Source organism: Pseudomonas sp. X10 (assembly GCF_054889225.1).
In genome coordinates, this window is sequence record NZ_CM142677.1 from 4901277 (window position 1) to 4924837 (window position 23561).

Sequence of the window (23561 nt, forward strand, 5' to 3'; positions counted from 1 at the left end):
AAAACCTTCAGGAGCGGTCAATGATTCACCCCAGTTCTCCCCGTAACGACAGCCTGCGCAATGCCGTTCGTGCCGCACTGTTCGGCCTGAGCCTGGCCGGCGGCTGCGCTCTGCCAGCTCTGGTCCAGGCGGCGCCGGCCAGCCAGAGCCAGCAGATCGACTGGAATGTCCCAGCCGGCCCACTGGCCACGGCACTGGACCAGTTGGCGCGCCAGGGCGGCCTGAACCTGTCGTTCGATGCGAACAGCCTGCAAGGCAAGACCACCCAAGGTGTGCAAGGCCGGTACGACAGTACCCAGGCCCTGTCCATCCTGCTCCAAGGCAGCGACGTACAAGTGCAGCAGCAGGGTGACAACAGCTTCCTGCTGATCCCCGCCATGGACATCCAGGGCGCAATGGAACTGGGCGCTACCAGCATTTCCAGCAACCGCCTGGGAGAAACCACCGAGCACAGCGGCTCCTACACCACTGGCGCAGTGACCATCGGCAAGGCACCGCAAACCCTGCGCCATACTCCACAGTCGGTCACCGTGGTCACCCGCCAGCGCTTGGACGACCAGAACATCACCAACCTCACCAACCTGCTGGAGCAGACTCCAGGCGTGGTGGTGAACCTCACCGACAGCGAGCGGGTGCAGTACTTCTCGCGCGGCTACTCGATCGACGCCATCCAATACGACGGTGCCACCGTGGTGCAGAGCAGCGGCGGCGGCTCGTTCATCCAGAGCGACTCGGCGATCCTCGACCGCGCCGAGATCTTGCGCGGCGCCACCGGCATGCTGCGGGGCGCGGGCAACCCGTCGGGCACCGTCAACCTGGTGCGCAAGCGCCCCACCCGTGAATTCCAGGGCGAAGGCAGTGTCACCCTAGGGTCATGGGATGCCCAACGCTATGTCGCCGACTTGTCCGGCCCGCTGACCGAGACGGGTAACGTGCGGGGCCGGGTGATCGCCGTGCATGACGACAAGGACCACTTCCAAGACTCGCGCATGGAGCGCAAGGAGATGTTCTATGGTGTCCTGGCCTTCGATCTCACTGACAGCACCACCCTGACCACGGGCCTCGAGTGGACCAAACTCGATGCCACCGGCGCCTGGGGCAACCTGCCCGCCGACTACGACGGCTCGCCCCTACCCTTGGGCCGCAGCACCTACCTGGGTGCCGACTGGAACCGCTGGGACCGCAGCAACCTGCAGACCTTCGCCGAACTCGAGCATGTCTTCGACAATGACTGGACGCTCAAGCTGATGGCCATGCGCACGCACTTCGAGCTCGATGACCATGGTTTCAAGCAGACCTACTTCACCCGCGCCACAGGCGAGGACAACCCGACCAACAACCCCTACCTGATGAACTACCAGGTAACCGAAGGGGATGGCGGCGAGAGCTTGCAGAACAACCTGAGCGCTACCCTCAATGGCCCGTTCGAGCTGTTCGGCAGGACCCACGAGCTGATGCTGGGCGTGGAGCGCATCCGTAACGACTCCTATGCTTCCGCCACCAACTTCGTCACCTCGGGCCAGTTCGATATCCGCGAATGGGACCCCAAGACCAGCCTGCCTGAACCGAACATCAACATCACCGCGCATCCGGTCAGGACCCGCACCACCCAAGAAGCGGCCTACGCCACCTGGCGCATCTCGCTGGCCGAGCCACTGACCGCGATCATCGGCGCACGCGCCAACTGGTACGACTACGAGCAGGAGAACAACACCAGATCGAACGGCAAGTTCAGTGTCGACAACGAGATCGTGCCCTACGCGGCGCTGATCTATGACCTCAACGAAAACTTCAGCACCTACGCCAGCTACACCGAGATCTTCAATCCACAGACCGCGACCGATGCCAGCGGCTCGGTACTCGAACCGATCAAGGGTGAAGCCTACGAAACGGGTATCAAGGGTGAGTTCTACGATGGCCGCCTGAACACCTCCCTGGCATTCTTCCGCATCTACCAGGTCGGCAACCCGCTGGATGATGTCAGCAGCCCCAATCCCTGCCTGCCGAACTACACCAGCGGTTACTGCAAGATCGCGGCCGGCAAGAACCGCAGCCAGGGCTTCGAGCTGGAGATTTCCGGCGAGGTGCTGCCAGGCTGGCAGGTCAGCGGCGGCTACACCTACAACTCCACCGAGTACCTCAAAGACACCCCGGGCAATGCGGGCAACGCGATCCGCACCACCGATCCCAAGCGCATGCTCCGGCTGTTCACCAGCTATCGCCTGCCTGGCGAACTGGAGGCCTGGACCATCGGTGGCGGCGTGCAGGCCCAGAGCGACATCTACAACCGCAGCGGCACTGCCGAGGCCTCGCAGTCGGGCTACGCGGTCTACAACGCCATGGTCAACTACCGCTTCAATGACCACTACTCCCTGCAGTTCAATGCCAACAACATCTTCGACAAGAAGTATTACCGCCAGGTGGCGCCGACGGCTACGGGCTACTACTGGGGTGACCCGCGCAACGTCTCGGTGACCCTGCGCGGTGCCTTCTGATACGAGGCCGGCCTATCGACTCACACAGGTAGGAGCCAGCGTCAGCTGGCGATGGGCCGCCCAGCGGCCCGGCCTGCGGTGAGGCATGAGCGTCACTCCGCCAGCGCATTCATCCGCCCCACCCGCCGGTACGAATGCCGGGCAAAGCACACGAACAGCCCCGCCATCAGCGCCAAGGCCATCGGTAGGCCATGGGGCGCCACGTCCATCGCCGCACCACTGACCAGGGGGCCGACCAGGCTGCCTACACCCCAGAGCAGGCCAACGCTGGCATTGGCGGTGACCAGGTCCTGTCCTTTGAAGCGCTGCCCGATCAGTACCAGCGCCAGGGTGTAGATGCCCCCCGCCACCGCGCCCAACAGCACCAGCAGCGGCCAGAGCAACCAAGTCATCTGCAACAGCCACGGCAGGCCAATGCCGATCGCCATCGCCACCAAGCCGCACATCAAATGCAGCCAGGTGCGCTCGCAGCGGTCGGCCAGCCAGCCCAGCGGCAGTTGGAAGATCATGTCGCCAGCGAACACCACGGTCACCATCAATGCTGCCACGCCCACGGCAAAACCATGGCTGGTGGCATACACCGGCAGCAATGACAGCACCACCGCATCGAAGAACGAGAAGAACAGCACGGCCACGCACAGCGAAGGCGCCACACGGAAGAACCCGGCCAGGGAGAAACTTTTCCCGCCTTCCTCGCCATGCTCTACGTGGTCGTTGGGCACGCTCAGCACAATGCACAGCAGAGCCAAGCCGTAGCAAGCGGTCACGACGCCGGTGACCCACGGGCTGTGCGCACCGATCAGCGCCAGCATTGCCGGGCCGAGCACTTGGAAGCCGGTAAAGCTGGTGGCGTACAGGGCCATGATCTTGCCACGGTTGTGCTCCGGGCACAGTTCGTTGACCCAGGACTCGCCAAGGATGATGGCGATGCCCATGCCGATGCCCAACGTCAGGCGCAACGAGGCCAATAGATAGATAGAGGAGAACGCCCACTCGAGCAGGGCAATGCTCAAGGTGCACAGGCCAAAACACAGCAGGTAGATAGTGCGCCGGGTCAGGTATCGGCAGCAGGCATCGACCATGAATGCCGACAACATCATCCCGGCCGCCGGGATGGCCGAAATGAGCCCGATCTGCAGGGTACTGGCCCCGCTGTCGAGCAGACGCAGGGACACCAACGGCAGGCTCGCCCCCAGGCTGAAACCCACCACCGACACGGCGAACAGAAGGCCCGCCAGCAAACGCTTGTTCATTACCACTCCCGACACACCGGCCCAGGGCGGCTGGGCCCCGGACGGCTACACAATCACTGAAAGATGCTCGAATGCAGGCGCCTGCGGACACGCAAATACGCAGGCCCGATACGCGGCGCGGATCAGTTCAGGCGGCGGGAGGGGAAAAAGTGAAGGCGAACAGGACACTGCGCCGACGCTTGAGCACCGTATCGCTCGGCCACGCCTTGCGCATGGCCCGAACAGGGGGCTGGCAATGGCGGCTGGGGCGTGGGGAACGGCGCATACATCGACTATGCAGGGAAAAAGAGGCGGCACTCTAGGCCAAGGCCGGCCGCCTCGTCAATGGAACGCTCAGCGCTTGCCAGTGGACGGCAGGAACACCACCAGCAAGCCGAACAGCGGCAGGTAGGAGCACAGGCTGTAGACGTACTCGATGCCGCGTAGGTCGGCCAGATAGCCCAGCAGCGCCGCGCCAATGCCGCCAAAGCCGAACATCAGGCCGAAGAAGATCCCGGCGATCATGCCGACATTGCCTGGTACCAACTCCTGGGCATAAACGACGATGGCCGAGAAGGCCGATGCCAGGATGAAGCCGATGACCACGCTGAGCACGGTGGTCCAGAACAGGTCGGCATAAGGCAGCGCCAGGGTGAAAGGCGCCACGCCCAGGATCGAGAACCAGATCACCGCCTTGCGCCCGATACGGTCGCCGATCGGCCCGCCAAAGAACGTGCCGGCCGCCACCGCACCGAGGAAGAGAAACAGGTGCAGTTGCGAACTGGCGACCGACAGGCCGAACTTCTCGATCAGGTAGAAGGTGAAGTAGCTGGTGAAGCTGGCCATGTAGAAGTACTTGGAGAACACCAGCAGGCCCAGCACGACCAACGCCGCGATCACCCGCTGACGGGACAGACCATGGGTTGCCTGCAGCCCAGCGCGGGCCTTGAACTGGTTGAGGTGGCCCTTGTACCAGCGGCGCAGCAGCAAGGTCACGCCAAAGAAGAACAGCCCGGCCAGGCCGAACCAGGCGACGTTGCCTTGGCCAAAGGGAATCACGATGGCCGCCGCCAGCAACGGACCGAAAGCAGACCCGGCGTTGCCGCCGACCTGGAACGTGGACTGGGCCAGACCGAAACGCCCACCCGAGGCCAGGCGGGCAATCCGCGAGGTCTCCGGGTGGAAGGTCGAGGAGCCGATCCCCACGAGGGCCGAGGCCAACAGGATCATCGGGAAACTACCGACGAACGCCAGCATGACGATACCCACCAGGGTGCACAGGGTACCGAGCGGCAGCAGGTTAGGCGTCGGCCGGCGGTCGGTGTAGAAGCCCACCCAAGGCTGCAGCAGCGATGCCGTGATCTGGAAGGTCAGGGTGATCATGCCGATCTGCGCGAAGCTGAGGTCATAGTTGGCCTTGAGCATCGGGTAGATAGCCGGCAGCACCGACTGGATCAGGTCGTTGATCAGGTGCGCCAGGGCGCAGAAGGTGATGATGCGCATCACCAGTGGGCTGCCCTGGGCCGTGGTCGTGGCACTCGCCGGGGGGGTGGTCTGGGTGCTGCTGATGGCCATGGAAAAACATCCGTCCGCGTTGTCGGGATCCAATTATCAGGAAACAACTAGACACAATGCCATTGTTTTTACCGCTTATCATTCACGTACTTGTAAATGGTTCTCAATATATTTAGCATCCATGGACCAATACCCCCGTGATCATTGGGCGAAACCACCCGCCCCAACTGCGAGTTGACTGATCCTCATGAGCCCGATGCCCGCCTTGCAAACCCCTGCCGACCCTGAAAAAGAGGCGCTTGAGTGGTTTTCGCGCCTGCGCAATCCGGCGTGCGGCGAAGCCCTGCTCAGGGCCTTCGAGGCTTGGCGGCAGGACCCGGACAATGCCCGCGCCTATGCCGAGCTCGAAGCGTACTGGGAACAACTGCGCCCACCTCCCGCGCGGCCACGGCCCAGACCCCTCAAGGCCGTACGCAGCCACACCGGCAAAGGCTTGGCGGCGATCTTCCTACTACTGCTCGCGGGCTTGCTGGCCTTCTATTGGCCAGTGCTGCAGCGGCTGGCCTGCGAGCTTTACACCGACGCAGGCGAACGCCGCTCGGTACGCCTGCCCGACGGCTCGACCCTGCACCTGGACAGCGCCAGCGCGGTGAATATCGACCTACGCGGCCGTACCCGCACCCTGCAACTGGTGCAAGGACAGGTGTACCTGGAGGTCATGCTCGATGGCCGGCCTTTCGAAGTGCAGGTCGACGATGCCCGCATCCAGGTGTACGGCACCCGCCTCATGCTGGCCCGCAGCGCCGGGCGCAACGAACTGGTCGTGCTCAGCGGCAAGTCGGGGGTCAACAGCGCTGGCAACGAACGCTTGCTCTCCGCTGGCGAACGGATCACCTTCAACGACCTGCGCATGGACTCGGTGGAAAAAACCGATACCACCGCCCGCACCGCCTGGCGCAGCGGGCACCTGCAAGCGCGGGACATGCCCTTATCCCAGGTGATCGAGCAACTGGCGGGTTATCAGGGCAAGCGCGCCTGGCTGCTGGATGAACAAGCCTCCCATCGGCGTGTCAGCGGCGACTTCAACCTGGACAACGCCGCCATCAGCCTCGAGACCCTGGCCCGCGAGCAGAACCTGAAGGTGAATGATGTGCTCGGCCAGGCATTGATCGTGCGTTGAGCGGCTATTCCGGCTAAGCGGTTGATCGTGCGTAAATTTTTTTTGGGAGGGGTGTTGACAGGGAGGCGTTTCAGGCGAATAATGCGCGCCACTTGGCTACATAGCTCAGTTGGTTAGAGCATAGCATTCATAATGCTGGGGTCCGGGGTTCAAGTCCCTGTGTAGCCACCAAATACGAAAAGGGCTTACCGAAAGGTAAGCCCTTTTTTTATGGCTAGCGGGTGCATGCCTTGGGTCTCATGGTGCTCTTGAGATCCCGCGCCGCCCGCGCGGCGCATCGCGACACAAGGCCTCTCCCACATCGATTGCAACGTGCCATGGCCTGATAGACCGAAGTTTTAGCCCTTGTTTGTACGAAAAAGATATCGCGGTGGCCGCAACAGTCCCCACGCAATACTTCGCCCAGCACCAAGGCTACTGTGGGAGCGGCCTTGTGTCGCGATGCGCCGCGCGGGATCGTAAGGGCGCGAAAAGACTTAAGGCATGCGCCTGGTGACCACCACTGATTCCCCCAGCAATCCGCGAAGAACCTTTTCGAGCATCTCTACCCGAGCCCATCTCGCGCCTACGGCTTCGGCGCAAGCCTCGGACAGAACGACGACCCGGCACTGCCGTCGCCACCCCAGGTGCGGTAGCCCGCCGTGTCGATATGGATACGTCCGGATGGGTAGCGTCCCAGCCCCATGTTCCAGGCTTGCCCATGTTGCTGCCAGAAGCGGCAGAGCGGATTGGGATCAGCCCAGTCCGGCAGCAGCAGGTCGACTGCGAAAGCACGGGTGTGGGCGCTGCCGACAGCTCCGCCGGCGCAAGCATTGAGCCGTGGATCGCGGTAGGCAGAGACCACCTCGAACTGACGCAACTGGCCTTGATCGACCAGGGTCTTGAGCAATTGGAGGGTGGAGCGCACGGCCGGCCATTGGCTGGCAGGCGGTATGGCAAAGGGCGAGGCCCGGCACAGGCGCCAGTCCGACGCCGAACGCAACAACTGGTGGATCGGCACTACCCCGTACAACCGCGCATCCACCAGCATCTCGCGAAAACGCCGGTTCTCGTGGTCACCGGCCCACTGCGCGAACATCCACAGGTCGCGCTCGTCAGCCTGCCCAACCGCCGTCCCCAGACACCCCACGACCAGCAGCAGGCGATTGCCCCAGTGCTTCATGCTCCCCCTCCTCTTCCCCCGGTCCGGGCAATTCATCCAGTATGGGTCCGCCTGCCAACCACCACTGCGGCAACCAACAAGGAGTTAAGCATGCAAAAGATTGCTTTTTCAGGCCTGGCCGCCCTGGCGTTCAGCGGCCTGGCCCTGGCCGACGCCCAATTCGAGCTCGGCGATACGCAACGCGTCACCCGCCTGTTCGCCTACCCCAACAACTGCAGTGTCATTTGTTACCGCGACTGGAGCCTGGAACAGACCGTCGAGCACTACCTGACCCAGAGCGTGCGGCGCGATGGCTATGCCAACGCCCAAGTCCGCGTGACCCGCGACAACGACAAGCTGCATGCCAGCATCAGCGACGTCCCGGCCAACTATGCCGAGCCCCTGCGTGCCCTGCTCGACAGCGGCGAACTGGCCTATCAAGGCGCCAACCGACTCAATCAGGAAGGCAAGTGGGCCTATGACTGGTACCTGTTCCTGCCACTGGGCATGGCCCTGGAAAACCGCCGCAGCATCGAGCTGCTGCACTTTCCACCTGACTATTCGCTGACCCAAGCCCAGGACTACCTACGCTCCAACACCACCGACCGCTGGGCCGAACTGCTGACCTTCAATGGCGTCGACGCGGCGCAGACCTCGGCCTACCAGACCATCGTCGACATCGCCCCGATCGCCGCCCCGGCCAGCGCCGGCAAGGACCTGGAGGGTGTGTACGATTACTTCCGCGACTATCAGTTGCGCATGGTCAAGGAGATGACCCTGAGCCACAGCGGCCAGGCCCTACCCATGGTCGCCTTCGGCGCCCCGGTGCGCAGCTGGATCCAGCAGCAGTATGGGCCGAAGCTTGATGTACTGGGGCTGGCGACCATCAGCCCGGCCCCCGGCAGCGAGGTATCGGTGCTCGGCAGCAATCACCCGAGTGCGATCTGGTACGCGGCCGACCCGGCCAACAACGGTGGCGATCAGGACAAAGCCGACGAAGCAGGCCTGAAGATGATGGGCCAGGACCTCAGCGCTGCCTGCTGGCAGGCCGGCATGGGCCGCACCCCCCGGGCCGACGCGCAGCTGACGCTGCAGGCCTGCACCCAGAAGTGGCAGGTGACAGCGAAGAAGCAGACCTGCGAACTGTTCTTCCGCACCCTGCGCGACATGACCCCGGAGCAAGCCAGGGCCAAGTGCAATACGGGAGCTGTTACACGGAGTTTGAGAACCTTGCACAAACCATTCGAGGTCGAATGATCCAGCGGTCTTGGGAAATGATCCGCTAGCCGTAGACACGGGCTTGCCCGCGATACGTCAGTGCAGGCGGCACCTCGTCAAGACGGGTGCCGCTCACTCGATCGCGGGCAGGACTGGACGCCGCCCGCTCAAGCCAACGGCCGCAATCGGTACTGCGGCGGCAACTGCGCGAAGCCGCTGATGGTGGTGTCCAGGCTCTTCCAACGGCCATCCTTGATGCCATAGATGCACCCGTGGATCGACAGGCTCTGCCCACGGTGCCAGGCGTTCTGCACGATGCTGGTATGGCCGACGTTGGCCACTTGCTGGATGACGTTGAGCTCGCACAAGCGATCGACCTTGGCCTCGCCTTCCAGGGCGGCCAGCTCGTCGCGTTTTTCATAGTAAAGGTCACGGATCGAACGCAACCAACCGTCGATCAGCCCCAACTGGTTGTTCTGCATCGCCGCACGCACGCCGCCGCAACCATAATGGCCAGTGACCAGGATATGTTTGACCTTGAGCACATCCACCGCGTACTGGATCACCGACAGGCAGTTGAGGTCGGTGTGCAGCACCACGTTGGCCACGTTGCGGTGCACGAACAGGTCGCCCGGCAACATGCCGACGATCTCGTTGGCCGGCACCCGGGCATCGGAGCAGCCGATCCAGAGGAACTCGGGGCTCTGCTGGCGCGCCAGCTTGGCGAAGAATTCGGGATCGCGCTGGGTGATCGCGTCAGCCCAGCGTGCGTTGTTGTCGATCAGTTCCTGCAGGTCGTGCATGTCAGTGCCTCATCAAGGGTGCGCTTGTATGACTGGACCTGCAGCCGCCAGGGTCACACCCTATTCGAACAAGGTGCAGGCCATCACCAGGGCGTCTTCGCGACCGCCGGCTACCGGGTAGTAGTCGCGGCGCCGACCAACCTCATTGAAACCATAGCGCTCGTACAGACGGTAGGCCGACTGATTGCTGGCACGCACCTCAAGGAAGCACTCACGACCGTTGAGCGCGTAGGCGCGGCTCATCAGGTGCTCGAGCAAGCGCAGGCCCAGCCCACGGCCCTGGCTTTCCGGTTTGACGGTGATATTGAGCAGGTGCGCCTCGTCGATGATCACGTTGATCACCCCATGGCCCACCTGTTGCCCGCCCTCGAACATCAGCCAGATTTCATAGGACTTGAGTCCATCGAGGAAGATGCCTCGCGTCCAGGGGTGGCTGAAAGCGGCGTATTCGATCTTCAGCACGGCATCCAGATCCGCCTCGGTCATCCGGCGGAAACTGATCGAGTCACTCATTCAACGGGTTTCCAGCGCGCCATCAGCCGGCGCATCGCTTGCCAGACGTCCGCCTTGCGCTGCGGCTCGTCCATCAACAGTTCAAGGCCGGGCAAGGCCCAGGCGTCGCCCAGGCCCTTGACCGACAGTTCGCGGTAATAGGCGTCGTCCTGCGCCTCGCCGGCAAAGCGCACGGCAGGCAGACCGACCAGCCACAGGCAGGTGCAAGGCGCCACCTCCATCTGCACCTGGACAAAACCCTGGACGAAGTCGCGCGCCGCTTCCGGGCCCTGGTCCAGGCTGCCCCGGGTCAGCAGCGGCCAGCGCACAGGCTCGCCGATGATCTGCGGGCTGTCGGGCAGGCCGGCGGCGCGCAGCATGTCTTTGAGCAGCAGGTAGGACGGGTCGCGGCTCTGGAACGGCTGGCCGGTGGCCAACTCCACCAACAGCAGGCAACTGCCAGCGCGCAGCAACTGGAGGGCGAAGCGCGGCGGTGGCACTGGTGCCGGACGGGGCGCCGGCGCTTCTTCCGTGGTCTCGACCGGCTTGCTCGCAGGCTTGGGCGTGCTGCCAGGCCGGGGGATCTCGATCTTCGGCCGTTCGCCGGAGCGGACTTGGGGTGCCGCAGGCGCTTCGGCAGAGGCCGGCGCGGTTGACCGCACCTCGATCTCGACATCCTCGACCGGCGCCACCGGCAACAGCAACTCCGGCCGCGACGGTGCGGCGAACGGCAGTTCGGCACGCGGCAGCCAATGCACCACTTGCATGGCGGAAAGGTAGGCGCGACGGCGGGACTCGGTCAGCAAGGCACGGGTATCCGGGGAACGAAATCAGTCGGCCATTCTAACGCCGTTGCCTGCATTGCGCCGCAACTGGCCGGCGGAAATTTTGTCGCTGGTGCCGACTTGCCCGCGAACAGGCCGCTGAACCCGCCGACAAAACCTGAGTGATCCGCATTACAGACCAAGGGGTGAAATCCTCCCCCCTGGATGCAGTACAATTGCCCCTTTTATTTGGCAACGAGTCGACCCGCCAATGATCGAACCCAAGCGCGTCCTGCGCGCCCTAGCCGAACACTGGGCCCTGCTCGAGCCGCTGTGCGAGCGTTTCGACCAGGGCACCATGAGCCTGGTCGAGCTGCGCCTGCAATTGGCCCAGCAGCAACTGGAAAGCACGCCCCAGGACATCACCCAGCTGCTCGACGTATGGATCCGCCTGGATATCCTGGTGCCGGTGGCCAAGAGCCCGAACCGTTTCGAGCTCAATGCCCAGATCCATGACTTCCTCGCCTACCTGCGCCGTGAGCATCGCCTGGGCCTGTGCCTGGAGATCGAAGCCTACCTGCGCCACCTCGAGCGCCTGGCCGGGCATATCCAGGACGCCTTCGACAACCGCGACAGCGACGACCTGGCGCGTCAGTTGCGCCTGCTCGACATGCGCGTGCGCGATGTGCTGAAAAAGCTCGACAACGATGAGCAGGCGCTGGTCGCCGTAGCCGAGCGGGCCAAGACCAGCGACCGCCAGATCCCGCTGCGCCAGCGTTATGCCGAGGTCCTGGCGACCTGGGACGAGTATGTCGAGCCGATGATCCAACTGGTCAACGCCGACGGCGCCTTCGAGCAGGGTGTGCGCAAGGTCGAGACCGTGCTGCTGCGCCTGCTGGGCGAGCAAGCGCGCCTGGGTCACCTGGTCGACGACGACATGCTGCTGCGCACCCACGCGCGCATCCTCGAGATGCAGACCAGCGCCCAGCTCACCTTGCGCCACGCCCGTGAACTGCTGCTGCCGTTGCGTGAAGAAGCCCGACGGCACAACGCCGTGACCCGTGGCGCAGCGCTGGCCCTGTCGGTGATCCGGCGCAAGGGCCTGGACGCCGTACCGCAAGCCGCCATGCCGATGTTCACCCGGCCGCAGAGCACCTTTCTCGGCAGCGCCAGCCAGGTCGAGGCCTATGTCTACGCCCTCGCCCGTTTCGAACCCAAGCCTGCGCAGTTCCCCAAGGCGCACAAGAACCACAAGGGCGCCCCACCGCGCGCGCCGCGCACGGTCAAGGAAATGCTCGAACGCTGCGAGGACGCCCTGCCCCTGCCGGACCTGATGGTCTGGCTGTTGGAGCAGGAGCCCGAAGGCGCCACCGACGAGCTGCTGTACTGGTTCTCGCGCCTCTCGCGGGAAAAGCGCTTCAGCCGCGAGCGTCTCGGGCGCCGTGAATACACCACCCGCGAACACCTGGTCAGCCTGCGCTCCTTTGCCCTGACATCCAGCCGCGAACCTTCGCCAGAATCCAACGCGAGCCCTGCCCATGCATCTTGATCTTTCCGAACTGTCCCAGCTCGCACCGATCTTCCGCGAGCTGTTCAAGGGCTTCCACATCAGCCGCCGTGACCCCGAGCTGTACGCCCAGCTGTCCAACTTCCAGGACCAGTACCGTGGTCTGTTCAAGGCTCTGGGTTTCGAACTGGTGTGCGACACCCGTGGCTTCTACTACTTCGTGCCCGAACAGGCCGCCGCGCAAGTCAACAAGACCGCCCAGCGCCTGTCGCTGTTCACCTTCATCCTGGTCGAGCACCTGGCCGATCAGGGCCGCGACCCGATGTCGGTGCTCGACGGCGGCAGCCTCGGCCGTGACGAGCTGCCTTCGCTGCTGGAGAAGTACCGCGACCTGTTCATCCAGGCCGAGGTGCAGACCTCGGACGAGCTGGAAGAGAAAATCATGCGCCGCATGACCCAGCTGGGCTTCGCCCATGAAGAGAACGGCATCTACCGCTTCCTGCCGCCGATGCACCGCTTCCTCGACGTCTGCCTGTCGGTACAGCAAGACCGCGACCTGGCCGCCAGCCTGCACAGCGCCCTGCCGCTGCCGACGCCGGTACTGGTCGAGGAAGAGAGCACCGAGGAACTGAACCGCACCGACGACCCGCTCGACCTGAGCCCGTTCGAGGAAAGCGAAGAAGAGGCCCTGGCCCGGGCCATTGCCGAAGAGCAACAGGAGATTGACGCATGAGCCAGGACCGCTACGGCATCCGCCGCTTCGCACTGCTCAACACCGCCGGCTACAGCCTCGGCCTGTTCCCCCTGGAACACCCACTGTCGGTCTACGGCGCCAACAACCTGGGCAAGAGCGCCTCGATCAACGCCCTGCAGTTCCCGATCCTGGCGCGCATGTCCGACATGAGCTTCGGCAAGTACAGCCTGGAACAGTCGCGGCGCTTCTACTTCGCCACCGACACCAGCTACATCCTCTGCGAGGTCAACCTGCCCCACGGCCCACACGTGATCGGCGTGGTCGGCCGAGGCCCGGGCGGCGGCTTCGGCCACCAGTTCTTCGCCTATGCCGGCGAGCTGGACTTGTCCCACTACCAGAAGAACGACACCTGCCTGCGCCAGAAGGAGCTGTTCACCAACCTCGAGCGCAACGGCCTGAAAGCCTACGAGCTCAAGCCGGATGAGCTGCGCCGGTTGCTGGTCGGCGGCCACACCTCGGTGCCGCTGGACCTGACCCTGATCCCGCTGCGCTCGACCAGCGAACAAAGCCTGAAGACCTTCCGCGCCCTGTTCATCAACCTGCTGCACATGCGCGAGATCACCGCGGCCAAGCTCAAGCAGCTGTTCCTCGATGCCTTCGAGCACAGCCTGCGCTCGGGCAGCGTCGACTACATCGCCGCCTGTGAGGAAGCCTTCCGCGACGTGCGCCGCATGGAGCAGGACTACAACGCCCTGGTCGCCGCCGGCCCTCTGGTCGAGGCCCTGGCCAACGGCGTGGCCCAGCGCGACATCCTGCGCGGCAAGCTGCACCGCCTGTCACCCCTGCTCGATACCCTGCTCGGCACCTGGCAGGACTACGCCATGGCGCGCAAGGAAGAGCTGACCATCCAGGCCGAGCACTACCAGAACGAGCAGGACGGGCTGCAGAACACCCAGCGTAGCGGCACCCAGGAGCTGATGCGCCTGGAGCGCGAGATCACCGGCATCCAGCGCTGGCTCGGCGAGCTGTCGGTGCTCAAGCACCGCTTTGCCCTGGTCGATGACGTCAAGGTCCTGGAACAGCAACTGCTGGCCGCCAAGGACGCCCACGACGAACTGGCCGGCGCCCTGGCCCAGTCGCGCCAGTTCAGCGCCGAAGACTTGGACGAACGCCTGCGCGATCTGGAGAAACGCCTGAAGTCGGTCAAGCAGCAGCTCGACCACGCCGACAACAACAGCTATGCGCGCCTGCGTGAAGAGTTCTCCCAGCAGGATGTCGAGCGCCTGATGCGCCTGTTCAACGGCGCGCTGTTCAGCCTGCCGCTAGGTGAGCGCGGCATCGAACTGGACGACAGTGACCTGTGGGTGAAATCCCTGGAAGCGGTGCTCGACGGCTTCAAGGGCGAGCGCTTCGAGGCTCCGGGTCTGTCCATCGACCTGTCGCACATCGACCCGCCTGCCCTGCAGGCACTGGCCGACCGTGCCGCCCTGCGCGACCAAAAGGAGCGCCTGGAGAAGGAGCTCAAGCAGCTCAAGACCCAACAAGCCGTGGCCGCCGACCGTGCCGCGAGCAAGACCCAGACCGAAGCCCTGTACCAGCAGGTGCTGGATGCGCAGAAAGCCCTGGAAGACTTCCGCCGCACCCAGACCCTCGCCGCCGAAGAGCCGGAGAAACTGGAGCAACTGGCCCAGTTGGAAGCCGCCCAGGACGAACTCAAGCGCTCCAGCGATGCGTTCACCGAGCGCGTCCAACAACTGTCGGCCAAGCTGCAATTGGTAGGCCGCCAGATCGCCGACCTGGAAGCCAAACAACGCACCCTCGAGGACGCCCTGCGCCGACGCCAGCTGCTGCCGGCCGACCTACCGTTCGGCACGCCGTTCATGGAGCCGGTAGACGACTCCATGGACAACCTGCTGCCGCTGCTCAACGACTACCAAGACAGTTGGCAAGGTCTGCAGCGCGTCGACGGCCAGATCGAAGCCTTGTACGCCCAGGTACGCCTCAAGGGCGTGGCCAAGTTCGACAGCGAAGACGACATGGAGCGCCGTCTCCAGTTGCTGATCAACGCCTATGCACACCGCACCGACGAAGCCCTGACCCTGGGTAAGGCACGCCGTGCCGCGGTCACCGACATCGCCCGGACCCTGCGCAACATCCGCAGCGACTACGACAGCCTCGAGCACCAATTGGCACTGTTCAACCGCGAGATCAACAAGCGCCAGGTGTCCAACCTGGAGAGCTTCCGGATCGTTCTGGCACCGAACAAGGAAGCGCTCAAGCACATCGACCAGATCATTCACAGCGCCGGCCAGTACGAGGAAGGCGAGACCCTGTCGGTGTTCGACCTGAGCCAGAGCGCCGAGCAGGACAACAAGAACGAAGAGGCCAAGGAATACCTGGCGCGGCTGGTGGCGGCCAACCACAACCAGCTGGGCCTGAAGGACCTGTTCGAACTGGCCTTCGAAATCACCAAGGTCGGCGGCCAGCCGGTGATCCACACTGACATCGACGGGGCAGCGTCCAACGGCACCACCATGACCATCAAGGCGCTGACCAACATGTACCTGTTGCTGCACCTGATGGACCGCGACCTCGCCGGCCGCGTGCGCCTGCCCTACTACCTGGACGAAGCGGCCGACATCGACGAACGCAACCAGGCCGCGCTGCTGGAGACCAGCCAGCAACTGGGCTTCGTACCTATCCTGGCAAGCGTCAAGCCACAGGTCTCGGCAAGGGTGGCGATCGACCTGGAAGGCGGAAGTGGGCCGAATGGCATCTACATCGACGAGGCGGACTGGAAGTTCATCAGTCGTCGCGATGAGGTGAAAGCGATCGTGCGGGAGGATGAGACCGAAGAACTGGCCTGATTGGCTGCAACTGGGGCCACTTCGCAGCCCGTTCCTACAAGCTTGCAGGAGCGGGCTTGCCCGCGATTGGAGGGCAAGGCCCTCCCGGAAACCAACGCGGTGTTATTGGGCCCACGGCAAAATCGGAATCGCCGTCACCGCATTTTGCGGGCTGCCTTCGATCACCCGGTCGCTGTACACCAGGTAGACCAGGGTATTGCGCTTCTTGTCGAGAAAGCGCACCACCTGCATGGTCTTGAACACCAGCGAGGTGCGCTCCTTGAACACTTCCTCACCGTCCTTAAGCTGCCCCTTGAAAGTAATAGGCCCGACCTGACGGCAGGCGATGGACGACTCGGCACGATCCTCGGCCAGGCCCAGGCCGCCCTTCAGGCCACCGGTCTTGGCCCGCGACAGGTAGCAGGTCACCCCGTCCACTTTCGGATCATCGAAGGCCTCGACCACGATGCGGTCGTTCGGCCCGACGAACTTGAACACGGTCGACACCTGACCGATCTCCTCAGCCCCCGCCAGCATCGGCAACGCCAACGCGGCGACAGCAAGCATCCTTTTCAGCACGGTATTTTCCTCAAACCAAGACCAGGTTGTCGCGATGCACCAGCTCCGGCTCGGCAACATAACCGAGCAAGCCTTCGATGGCCTCGGAGGATTGGCCGATAATCTTCTGCGCCTCCAGGGCGCTGTAGTTGGCCAGGCCGCGAGCCACTTCCTGGCCATCTGGCCCGACGCACACCACCATCTCGCCACGGCGGAAGCTGCCCTGTACGGTCTTGACCCCAACCGGCAGCAGGCTCTTGTTGGCCTCACGCAGGGCGCGCACGGCACCGGCGTCAAGCACCAGGGTGCCACGGGTCTGCAAGTGGCCAGCCAGCCACTGCTTGCGCGCAGCGATCATGCCACGCTCCGGCGACAGTAGGGTGCCTAGACGCTCGCCGGCCTTGAGACGGTCCAGCACGCGCTCCAGGCGGCCGCCGACGATGATGGTGTGCGCACCCGAGCGAGCGGCCAGACGCGCCGCGCGCAGCTTGGTCTGCATGCCGCCACGGCCCAGCGCACCACCAGTACCGCCAGCGACCGCGTCCAGGCCTGGGTCGTCGGCACGGGCTTCGCTGATCAACTGGGCATCGGGGTTGCTGCGCGGGTCAGCGTCGAACATGCCGTCGCGGTCGGTAAGGATCACCAGCAGGTCGGCCTCGACCAGGTTGGCCACCAGCGCCGCCAGGGTGTCGTTGTCGCCGAAGCGGATCTCGTCGGTGACCACGGTATCGTTCTCGTTGATCACCGGCACCACACCGAGCTCGACCAAGGTGCGCAGGGTGCTGCGGGCGTTCAGGTAACGCTTGCGGTCGGACAGGTCGTCATGGGTCAGGAGAATCTGCGCGGTGTGCTTGCCATGCTCGGCGAAGCTCGACTCCCAGGCCTGCACCAGGCGCATCTGGCCGATCGACGCAGCAGCCTGCAGTTCGCTCATCGCGCTCGGTCGCTTGGCCCAGCCCAGTTGGCTCATGCCGGCCGCCACTGCCCCGGAGGACACCAGCACCAACTCGACGCCCGCCTCTCGCAGCGCCACCATCTGCTCGACCCAAACGGCCATGGCCGCACGATCCAGGCCCTTGCCATCCGCCGTCAGCAGGGCGCTGCCGATCTTGACGACCCAACGCCGCGCACCTGTCACCTTGCTCCGCATCTTCTTCCAACCTATGTCGATCTGTAGATACCGTAGATACCAAAACGCCGCTCCAGAGAGCGGCGTTTAGTGTACTGCAACCGGTCAGTCGCGCACGTAAATGATTTCCGGACCGTCGTCGTCGTCCTCGTCATCCCAATCGTCATCGTCACCGATGTCGTGCACGCTCTTCACGCCGCTACGGCGCAAGGCACGTGCGTCGTCCAGGGCCTGCAGCTGGGCACGGGCCTCGTCTTCGATACGCTGGTCGAGGTCGGCCAGCTCTTCGGCGTAGGCCGGGTCGTTGGCCAGCCGGTCGGCGCGGTCTTCCAGATAGCGCATGATGTCATGGCTGATCTGCTCGGTGCCCTGCTTGGAGATGGCCGAGATCACATAGACCGGACCTTCCCACTGCAGGCGTTCGACCACTTCCTTGACACGCTCGTCACGTTCATCGTCCATGACCATGTCCGCCTTGTTCAGCACCAGCCAGCGATCACGCTCGGCCAGCGACGGACTGAAGCGGGTCAGCTCGTTGACGATGATCTCGGCGGCATCGGCGGCGCTGCTTTCGTCCAGTGGTGCCAGGTCGACGAGGTGCAGCAACAGGCGGGTACGCGCCAGGTGCTTGAGGAAGCGGATACCCAGGCCGGCACCGTCGGAGGCACCTTCGATCAGGCCAGGGATGTCGGCGATGACGAAGCTCTTCCAACGGTCGACGCTGACCACGCCCAGGTTCGGCACCAGGGTGGTGAACGGGTAGTCGGCGACCTTCGGCTTGGCGGCCGAGACCGAGCGGATGAAGGTGCTCTTGCCGGCGTTGGGCAGGCCGAGCAGGCCGACGTCGGCCAGGACTTTCATCTCCAGTTTCAGGTCCCGCTGGTCGCCCGGCTTGCCTGGGGTGGTCTGGCGTGGCGCGCGGTTGGTGCTGGACTTGAACCGAGTGTTGCCCAGACCGTGCCAGCCGCCTTGGGCGACCAGCAACTTCTGGCCCGGAGTGACCAGATCGCCGATCACTTCCTGGGTGCTGGAGTCGATCACCGTGGTGCCGACCGGTACGCGCAGGATCAGGTCGTCGCCCTTCTTGCCGGTGCAGTCGGTGCTGCCACCGTTGGCGCCACGCTGAGCCTCGAAATGCCGGGTATAACGATAATCGACCAGGGTGTTGAGGTTATCGTCGGCAACCATGTACACCGAGCCGCCGTCACCACCGTCACCGCCGTTAGGGCCACCGTTCTCAATGAACTTCTCGCGGCGGAAGCTCATGCAACCGTTACCGCCGTCACCGGCCTTGACCCGGATCGATACTTCGTCAACAAACTTCATAAAAACCGCCTCTCGTCAGGTGACGAGCTGAATGACTCAAAGACATAAGGCTCTTGCAAAAATGAGCGCGGCGACCCCCGTCAACGATCGCAGATACCAGCGCCGGCAGCCCATACAAACAGTTTTGCAAGAGACTCACTCCACAAACGAAAAAGCCCCGTCGCAAGACGGGGCTTCTCCAGCGACATCGCGATCAGGCCGCGACAACGCTCACATAGCGACGGCCGAACTCGCCTTTCTTCTCGAACTTGATCACGCCCTCGATCTTGGCGAACAGGGTGTGGTCCTTGCCCATGCCAACGCCGTAGCCGGCGTGGAACTGGGTGCCGCGCTGGCGAACGATGATGTTGCCGGCCTTGATGACCTGGCCGCCATACATCTTCACGCCAAGGCGTTTAGATTCTGAGTCGCGACCGTTACGGGTACTACCACCAGCTTTTTTGTGTGCCATGGTTCAATTCTCCAAAAATTGGGATTAAGGCGATTAAGCCTGAATACCGGTGATTTTGATCTCGGTGAACCACTGGCGGTGGCCCATACGCTTCATGTGGTGCTTACGGCGACGGAACTTGATGATGCGCACTTTGTCGTGACGGCCTTGCGAAACGACTTCAGCCACAACCTTGGCACCAGCGACGACTGGAGCGCCGATGTTCACGTCGTCGCCATTGGCGACCAGCAGAACGCGGTCGAAAGTCACGGATTCGCCAGTGGCGACTTCCAGTTTTTCGATCTTCAGGTATTCACCTTCGGCGACTTTGTACTGCTTGCCACCGGTAACAATTACTGCGTACATGGGTATTTCTCCAATAATCCTGCTCACCCAGCACTTTATAGGAAGAGTATTGGCTGGCATGGCTGCAAAGGGCTGGAACGGCCCGGTGCAATTGCGTAAGGCAGGTGCTGCCCAGGGAAGTTCAGGGTGCGCGATTGTACGCAAGCCTACCGGCCCTTGCAAGTCCCGCCCCCGGCCCACGGGCACCGCGCCTTGACACACCGGGACCCGCGACCTAGCATGCCGCGCAACCTCAATGGAGCAGCCGATGCAACCCCAAGCTTTCTACCGCGCGGTAGCTGACGATTTCAGCGCCGTTGACGAGATCATCAAGAAGCAGCTGACCTCGCGCGTGCCGCTGGTATCGAAGATCGGCGACTATATCACTTCCGCTGGCGGCAAACGCCTGCGGCCCCTGCTGGTGCTGCTGTGCGGCAAGGCCCTGGGCCGCGAAGGTGACGACCTGCGCCTGCTGGCCGCGACCATCGAGTTCCTGCACACCGCCACCCTGCTGCACGACGACGTGGTCGACATGTCCGGCATGCGCCGTGGCCGCTCCACCGCCAACGCCCTGTGGGGCAATGCCCCGAGCGTACTGGTCGGCGACTTCCTGTACTCGCGTTCGTTCGAGATGATGGTCGAGCTCGGCTCCATGCCGGTCATGCAGATCCTCTCCAAGGCTACCCGCGTCATCGCCGAAGGCGAGGTTCTGCAGCTGTCCAAGGTGCGCGACGCCAGCACCACCGAAGAGGTGTACATGGATGTCATCCGCGGCAAGACCGCGATGCTGTTCGAAGCCTCGACCCATAGCGCCGCCGCCCTGGCCGAGGCCAGCACCGAGCAACGCGAAGCCCTGCGTACCTTCGGCGACCACCTGGGCGTGGCCTTCCAACTGGTCGACGACCTGCTCGACTACAAGGGCGACGCGCAGACCCTGGGCAAGAACGTCGGTGACGACCTGGCCGAAGGCAAGCCCACCCTGCCGCTGATCTACACCATGCGCGAAGGCACTGCCGAACAGGCCGCGCTGGTGCGCCAGGCGATCCAGAAGGGCGGTATCGAAGACCTCGAGAGCATTCGTGCCGCCGTCGAAGCCTCCGGTGCGCTGGACTACACCGCCCAGTTGGCCCGCGACTACGTCGCCCGCGCCATCGCCTGCCTGGAAGCCCTGCCCGCCAGCGAATACCGCGACGCCCTGGCCGAACTCAGCGAGTTCGCGGTCGCCCGCACCCACTGACGCCTCCCGGCCCGTCGCCATGACGGGCCAGTTTCCCCATTGACCGACAAAACCTCATATAATGTGGGCTTTATCCCTGTCTGTCTTGAGGAAACCTAGTGAGCACTTTGCCACCCTGCCCTAAATGCAACTCCGAATACACCTATGAAGACGGCACCCTGCTGGTCTGCCCGGAGTGCGCCCATGAGTGGTCGGCCAACGGCGAAGCCGAGGCTGCCACTGATGAAGTGGTGAAAAAGGATTCAGTCGGCAATGTCCTGCAGGACGGCGACACCGTGACCGTGATCAAGGACCTGAAGGTCAAGGGCTCGTCCCTGGTGGTCAAGGTCGGTACCAAGGTCAAGAACATCCGCCTGTGCGACGGCGACCACGACATCGACTGCAAGATCGATGGCATCGGCGCCATGAAGCTGAAGTCGGAGTTCGTGCGTAAGGTCTGATGCCCTGCGGCCCGGGGCTGCCACCGCAGCCCCGACAGATTCTGCAACAGAGTCCCTGCCCGCCCAGGAAAAAAACCGCCAATAGGCACTTGCTATTCTGATAATAAGAATTATTCTCATCGGGACGCTTTCCAATGGAGAATAGCCATGACTTATCTGATCGACGCCTGGCTTGATCGCCCCCACCCCTATCTACGCATTCTGCACCGGGAAACCGGCGAGGTCTGTGCCGTGATCGAGGAAGACGCTCTCGATGAACTGCGCGACCAAGGTGACCTGGACCTCAATGGCTTGAATTCGAACGAACCGATCGTGCTCAAGGAGCTGGTACGCAACCTGTTCCTGTTCTGCTATGCCCGGGCGTTGCGCCCTGGTGGGACGGACTGGAATTGAACAAGGCAGGTACCACTGGCTCCTACAGGGCCAGTGCCAGGTAGGGGCCAGCGGCAGCTGGCGATGGGCCGCAAAGCGGCCCTGAAGCAGGTCTCTTACAGAACGTCGAGCAGCTCGACGTCGAACACCAGCACACTGTGCGGCGGGATGCTGCCAACGCCCTGGGCACCGTAGGCCAGTTCGCTCGGCACATACAGGCGCCACTTGCTACCAGCATTCATCAGTTGCAGAGCTTCGGTCCAACCGGCAATCACGCCGCCAACCGGGAACTCGGCTGGCTGACCGCGCTCGTAGGAGCTGTCGAACACGGTGCCGTCGATCAGGGTGCCGTGGTAATGGGTGCGGACGTTGTCTTCACGACCAGGCTTAGCGCCTTCACCAGCGGTCAGCACCTCGAACTGCAGGCCCGAAGCCAGGGTGGTGATGCCTTCGCGCTTGGCGTTTTCAGCCAGGAACGCCTTGCCTTCAGCAGCAGCGGCTTCAGCCTTGGCGGCAGCTTCGGCTTGCATGACTTCACGGATGACCTTGAAGCTGGCCGACAGGTCTGCCTCGCTCACACGGCTTTCCTGGCCGTTGAAGGCGTCGGTCAGACCCGCCAGGATGGCTTCCAGGTTCACGCCTGGTGGCGGGTTGTCACGCAGCTGGCCGCCCAGTTGACGGCCAATGCCGTAGCTGACGCGGGTTTCGTCGGTGGACAGGTTGAGTTCGGACATTAGCTTGCTCCGCTGCAGGGCGCACGACAGCCGCGCCCTTTATGAAAAGGGCGAGCAGCCTAGCACACTGCAATGCTGCGAATCAGCTACCAGGCTGAACGCTGGGACATCGGCACCTTCAGGTCTTCTTCAGGCTGGGCAGCCATGCCGCACATCTCATCCTGCACCGACCAGTGCACCAGATTCATCGATAACAGCGGCAGCGCGTGCAGCAATTGACGTGCATCCTCCACCGAGTGCAAGCGCAGACGTTGCCCGCGGCTGTCAGCCAGCGGATGGGGATGCCCTTGGATACGGGCTTCGAGCAGGTAATCACCACCTTCGATGGCGATCAAGTTGAGTTCCTCGACATGGCCAGCCCTGGCCTGGGTATTGAGTTCATGCAGATTCATGAGAGCACCTCGCGATGGGGGACCACGCGTGACTGCTCATTTTTCGTACAGCCCTGGGAAAAGCACAAGGCAAATACGCAACCGCCCGTCCGTTTTGCAACGGGCGGGCGGTGTGTGCGGCACGAGGCAGACCAGGGTCAGTGCTTGGTGACCTTGTCCAGATACCCCATGGCGAAGGCCGAGACTACAAAAGTCATGTGGATGACCACGTACCACAGCAGATAGTCGGTCGAGATGTTCTGCGCATCCATGAACACACGCAGCAGATGAATCGAGGAGATCGCCACGATCGAAGCGGCCACCTTCATCTTCAGCGAAGAAGAGTCCATCTTGCCCAACCAACTGAGCTTCTCCTTGTCCTCGTCGATGTCCAACTGCGAGACGAAGTTCTCGTAGCCGGAGATCATGACCATCACCAGCAGGCCGCCAACTAGGGCCATGTCGATCAGCGAAAGGATCACCAGGATCAGGTCGGCTTCGCTCAGGGCGAAGACATTGGGCAGTACGTGGATGACTTCTTGAAAGAACTTCAGCGCCAGGGCCAGCAGGCCCAGCGAAAGGCCGAAATAGATCGGAGCGAGCAGCCAGCGCGAGGCATACATCGCATTTTCGATGAAACGTTCCATGGGGAAAACTCGTCAGGTGGCGAAACAGCGGGCGCGAGTATAGCCAGCCACCGATGACAGAAAAAGCCTGCGGCATGCTGCCTCA

General features: G+C 63.3%; 23 protein-coding genes and 1 tRNA gene. 10 read left to right on the plus strand and 14 right to left on the minus strand.

All coding sequences use genetic code 11. The annotated features are described in order from the left end of the window. Window positions 1-20 precede the first annotated feature (20 nt). Complete coding sequence (locus ACYU03_RS22350) at window positions 21-2495, plus strand: TonB-dependent siderophore receptor (RefSeq protein WP_461886789.1); 2475 nt, start codon at window positions 21-23, stop codon at window positions 2493-2495. A 92-nt stretch (window positions 2496-2587) separates the two neighbouring features. Here the strand turns inward: ACYU03_RS22350 and ACYU03_RS22355 are convergent, their stop codons facing one another. Continuing rightward, window positions 2588-3748, minus strand: coding sequence for an MFS transporter (locus tag ACYU03_RS22355; protein WP_461886790.1), 1161 nt, complete (start codon window positions 3746-3748; stop codon window positions 2588-2590). 333 nt (window positions 3749-4081) lie between these two features. After that, the gene (locus ACYU03_RS22360) at window positions 4082-5302 is read right to left on the minus strand and encodes an MFS transporter (protein WP_461886791.1); all 1221 of its coding nucleotides are present in this window, start codon (window positions 5300-5302) and stop codon (window positions 4082-4084) included. Between the two features lie 187 nt (window positions 5303-5489). Here ACYU03_RS22360 and ACYU03_RS22365 point away from each other — a divergent pair, with 187 nt between their 5' ends. Next, window positions 5490-6422, plus strand: a complete 933-nt coding sequence (locus ACYU03_RS22365; protein WP_461886792.1) for a FecR family protein — start codon at window positions 5490-5492, stop codon at window positions 6420-6422. Between the two features lie 94 nt (window positions 6423-6516). After that, a tRNA-Met gene (locus tag ACYU03_RS22370) sits at window positions 6517-6593 on the plus strand. Window positions 6594-6987: 394 nt separating this feature from the next. On the opposite strand, the gene ACYU03_RS22375 is transcribed toward ACYU03_RS22370, so the two are convergent. Next, the gene (locus ACYU03_RS22375; protein ID WP_461886793.1) at window positions 6988-7584 is read right to left on the minus strand and encodes a D-Ala-D-Ala carboxypeptidase family metallohydrolase; all 597 of its coding nucleotides are present in this window, start codon (window positions 7582-7584) and stop codon (window positions 6988-6990) included. Window positions 7585-7674: 90 nt separating this feature from the next. Between ACYU03_RS22375 and ACYU03_RS22380 the strand changes: the two genes are divergently transcribed. Beyond that, on the plus strand, window positions 7675-8820 hold the full coding sequence (locus tag ACYU03_RS22380; protein WP_461886794.1) for a hypothetical protein: 1146 nt from the start codon (window positions 7675-7677) through the stop codon (window positions 8818-8820). A gap of 128 nt (window positions 8821-8948) precedes the next feature. Here the strand turns inward: ACYU03_RS22380 and can are convergent, their stop codons facing one another. From can to ACYU03_RS22395, 3 genes are read right to left on the minus strand one after another with little or no spacing between them, the layout of a single operon-like run. Continuing rightward, on the minus strand, window positions 8949-9584 hold the full coding sequence (can, locus tag ACYU03_RS22385) for a carbonate dehydratase (RefSeq protein WP_461886795.1): 636 nt from the start codon (window positions 9582-9584) through the stop codon (window positions 8949-8951). A gap of 60 nt (window positions 9585-9644) precedes the next feature. Beyond that, entirely contained in the window at window positions 9645-10097 is a 453-nt protein-coding gene (rimI, locus tag ACYU03_RS22390) for a ribosomal protein S18-alanine N-acetyltransferase (RefSeq protein WP_461886796.1), read from the minus strand. Continuing rightward, window positions 10094-10882 carry an energy transducer TonB gene (locus tag ACYU03_RS22395; RefSeq protein WP_461886797.1) on the minus strand — a complete coding sequence of 263 codons (789 nt, stop codon included), beginning with the start codon at window positions 10880-10882 and terminating at the stop codon, window positions 10094-10096. The genes rimI and ACYU03_RS22395 overlap by 4 nt, the downstream gene beginning before the upstream one ends. Before the next feature lie 229 nt (window positions 10883-11111). On the opposite strand from ACYU03_RS22395, the gene mksB reads away from it, so the two are divergent. The 3 genes from mksB to mksF are packed head-to-tail and all read left to right on the plus strand — an operon-like array spanning window position 11112 to window position 15908. Then, the gene (gene mksB, locus ACYU03_RS22400; protein WP_461886798.1) at window positions 11112-12389 is read left to right on the plus strand and encodes an Mks condensin complex protein MksB; all 1278 of its coding nucleotides are present in this window, start codon (window positions 11112-11114) and stop codon (window positions 12387-12389) included. Beyond that, complete coding sequence (gene mksE / locus ACYU03_RS22405) at window positions 12379-13080, plus strand: Mks condensin complex protein MksE (RefSeq protein ID WP_461886799.1); 702 nt, start codon at window positions 12379-12381, stop codon at window positions 13078-13080. Before mksB ends, mksE begins: the two co-directional genes overlap by 11 nt. After that, a complete protein-coding gene (gene mksF / locus ACYU03_RS22410) occupies window positions 13077-15908 on the plus strand; it encodes an Mks condensin complex protein MksF (protein WP_461886800.1) in 2832 nt (943 codons plus the stop codon). The genes mksE and mksF overlap by 4 nt, the downstream gene beginning before the upstream one ends. A 102-nt stretch (window positions 15909-16010) precedes the next feature. Here mksF and ACYU03_RS22415 read toward each other — a convergent pair whose 3' ends face one another. The 5 genes from ACYU03_RS22415 to rplU form a co-directional block, all read right to left on the minus strand. Next, window positions 16011-16454, minus strand: a complete 444-nt coding sequence (locus ACYU03_RS22415) for a CreA family protein (protein ID WP_461891528.1) — start codon at window positions 16452-16454, stop codon at window positions 16011-16013. A 22-nt stretch (window positions 16455-16476) separates the two neighbouring features. After that, on the minus strand, window positions 16477-17595 hold the full coding sequence (gene proB, locus ACYU03_RS22420) for a glutamate 5-kinase (protein ID WP_461886801.1): 1119 nt from the start codon (window positions 17593-17595) through the stop codon (window positions 16477-16479). Between the two features lie 84 nt (window positions 17596-17679). Then, complete coding sequence (cgtA, locus tag ACYU03_RS22425) at window positions 17680-18900, minus strand: Obg family GTPase CgtA (RefSeq protein WP_461886802.1); 1221 nt, start codon at window positions 18898-18900, stop codon at window positions 17680-17682. Window positions 18901-19093: 193 nt separating this feature from the next. Next, window positions 19094-19351 carry a 50S ribosomal protein L27 gene (gene rpmA, locus ACYU03_RS22430; RefSeq protein WP_225790574.1) on the minus strand — a complete coding sequence of 86 codons (258 nt, stop codon included), beginning with the start codon at window positions 19349-19351 and terminating at the stop codon, window positions 19094-19096. Between the two features lie 33 nt (window positions 19352-19384). Beyond that, on the minus strand, window positions 19385-19696 hold the full coding sequence (rplU, locus tag ACYU03_RS22435) for a 50S ribosomal protein L21 (protein WP_461886803.1): 312 nt from the start codon (window positions 19694-19696) through the stop codon (window positions 19385-19387). 247 nt (window positions 19697-19943) lie between these two features. Here rplU and ACYU03_RS22440 point away from each other — a divergent pair, with 247 nt between their 5' ends. The 3 genes from ACYU03_RS22440 to ACYU03_RS22450 all read left to right on the plus strand — a co-directional run bounded on the left by ACYU03_RS22440 (window position 19944) and on the right by ACYU03_RS22450 (window position 21745). Continuing rightward, window positions 19944-20912 carry a polyprenyl synthetase family protein gene (locus ACYU03_RS22440; protein ID WP_461886804.1) on the plus strand — a complete coding sequence of 323 codons (969 nt, stop codon included), beginning with the start codon at window positions 19944-19946 and terminating at the stop codon, window positions 20910-20912. 98 nt (window positions 20913-21010) lie between these two features. Next, entirely contained in the window at window positions 21011-21352 is a 342-nt protein-coding gene (locus ACYU03_RS22445) for a zinc ribbon domain-containing protein YjdM (protein ID WP_461886805.1), read from the plus strand. 147 nt (window positions 21353-21499) lie between these two features. Continuing rightward, entirely contained in the window at window positions 21500-21745 is a 246-nt protein-coding gene (locus ACYU03_RS22450; RefSeq protein ID WP_461886806.1) for a PA4570 family protein, read from the plus strand. 95 nt (window positions 21746-21840) lie between these two features. Here ACYU03_RS22450 and ACYU03_RS22455 read toward each other — a convergent pair whose 3' ends face one another. The 3 genes from ACYU03_RS22455 to ACYU03_RS22465 form a co-directional block, all read right to left on the minus strand. Continuing rightward, window positions 21841-22458 carry an FKBP-type peptidyl-prolyl cis-trans isomerase gene (locus ACYU03_RS22455; RefSeq protein WP_461886807.1) on the minus strand — a complete coding sequence of 206 codons (618 nt, stop codon included), beginning with the start codon at window positions 22456-22458 and terminating at the stop codon, window positions 21841-21843. Between the two features lie 86 nt (window positions 22459-22544). Further along, window positions 22545-22850, minus strand: coding sequence for a DUF6482 family protein (locus ACYU03_RS22460; RefSeq protein ID WP_461886808.1), 306 nt, complete (start codon window positions 22848-22850; stop codon window positions 22545-22547). Between the two features lie 137 nt (window positions 22851-22987). Continuing rightward, window positions 22988-23476: a TIGR00645 family protein gene (locus ACYU03_RS22465; RefSeq protein ID WP_461886809.1), complete on the minus strand. Its 489-nt coding sequence runs from the start codon at window positions 23474-23476 to the stop codon at window positions 22988-22990. Window positions 23477-23561: the final 85 nt, after the last annotated feature.

Coding starts and splice junctions, on each gene's coding strand:
- ACYU03_RS22460 (WP_461886808.1), bottom strand. CDS start 22,850: ATGAATCTGCATGAACTCAATACCCAGGCCAGGGCTGGCCATGTCGAG.
- ACYU03_RS22450 (WP_461886806.1), top strand. CDS start 21,500: ATGACTTATCTGATCGACGCCTGGCTTGATCGCCCCCACCCCTATCTA.
- rpmA (WP_225790574.1), bottom strand. CDS start 19,351: ATGGCACACAAAAAAGCTGGTGGTAGTACCCGTAACGGTCGCGACTCA.
- cgtA (WP_461886802.1), bottom strand. CDS start 18,900: ATGAAGTTTGTTGACGAAGTATCGATCCGGGTCAAGGCCGGTGACGGC.
- ACYU03_RS22380 (WP_461886794.1), top strand. CDS start 7,675: ATGCAAAAGATTGCTTTTTCAGGCCTGGCCGCCCTGGCGTTCAGCGGC.
- ACYU03_RS22350 (WP_461886789.1), top strand. CDS start 21: ATGATTCACCCCAGTTCTCCCCGTAACGACAGCCTGCGCAATGCCGTT.
- mksB (WP_461886798.1), top strand. CDS start 11,112: ATGATCGAACCCAAGCGCGTCCTGCGCGCCCTAGCCGAACACTGGGCC.
- ACYU03_RS22455 (WP_461886807.1), bottom strand. CDS start 22,458: ATGTCCGAACTCAACCTGTCCACCGACGAAACCCGCGTCAGCTACGGC.
- ACYU03_RS22375 (WP_461886793.1), bottom strand. CDS start 7,584: ATGAAGCACTGGGGCAATCGCCTGCTGCTGGTCGTGGGGTGTCTGGGG.
- mksF (WP_461886800.1), top strand. CDS start 13,077: ATGAGCCAGGACCGCTACGGCATCCGCCGCTTCGCACTGCTCAACACC.
- ACYU03_RS22360 (WP_461886791.1), bottom strand. CDS start 5,302: ATGGCCATCAGCAGCACCCAGACCACCCCCCCGGCGAGTGCCACGACC.
- rimI (WP_461886796.1), bottom strand. CDS start 10,097: ATGAGTGACTCGATCAGTTTCCGCCGGATGACCGAGGCGGATCTGGAT.
- ACYU03_RS22365 (WP_461886792.1), top strand. CDS start 5,490: ATGAGCCCGATGCCCGCCTTGCAAACCCCTGCCGACCCTGAAAAAGAG.
- rplU (WP_461886803.1), bottom strand. CDS start 19,696: ATGTACGCAGTAATTGTTACCGGTGGCAAGCAGTACAAAGTCGCCGAA.
- ACYU03_RS22465 (WP_461886809.1), bottom strand. CDS start 23,476: ATGGAACGTTTCATCGAAAATGCGATGTATGCCTCGCGCTGGCTGCTC.
- proB (WP_461886801.1), bottom strand. CDS start 17,595: ATGCGGAGCAAGGTGACAGGTGCGCGGCGTTGGGTCGTCAAGATCGGC.
- can (WP_461886795.1), bottom strand. CDS start 9,584: ATGCACGACCTGCAGGAACTGATCGACAACAACGCACGCTGGGCTGAC.
- mksE (WP_461886799.1), top strand. CDS start 12,379: ATGCATCTTGATCTTTCCGAACTGTCCCAGCTCGCACCGATCTTCCGC.
- ACYU03_RS22440 (WP_461886804.1), top strand. CDS start 19,944: ATGCAACCCCAAGCTTTCTACCGCGCGGTAGCTGACGATTTCAGCGCC.
- ACYU03_RS22355 (WP_461886790.1), bottom strand. CDS start 3,748: ATGAACAAGCGTTTGCTGGCGGGCCTTCTGTTCGCCGTGTCGGTGGTG.
- ACYU03_RS22415 (WP_461891528.1), bottom strand. CDS start 16,454: ATGCTTGCTGTCGCCGCGTTGGCGTTGCCGATGCTGGCGGGGGCTGAG.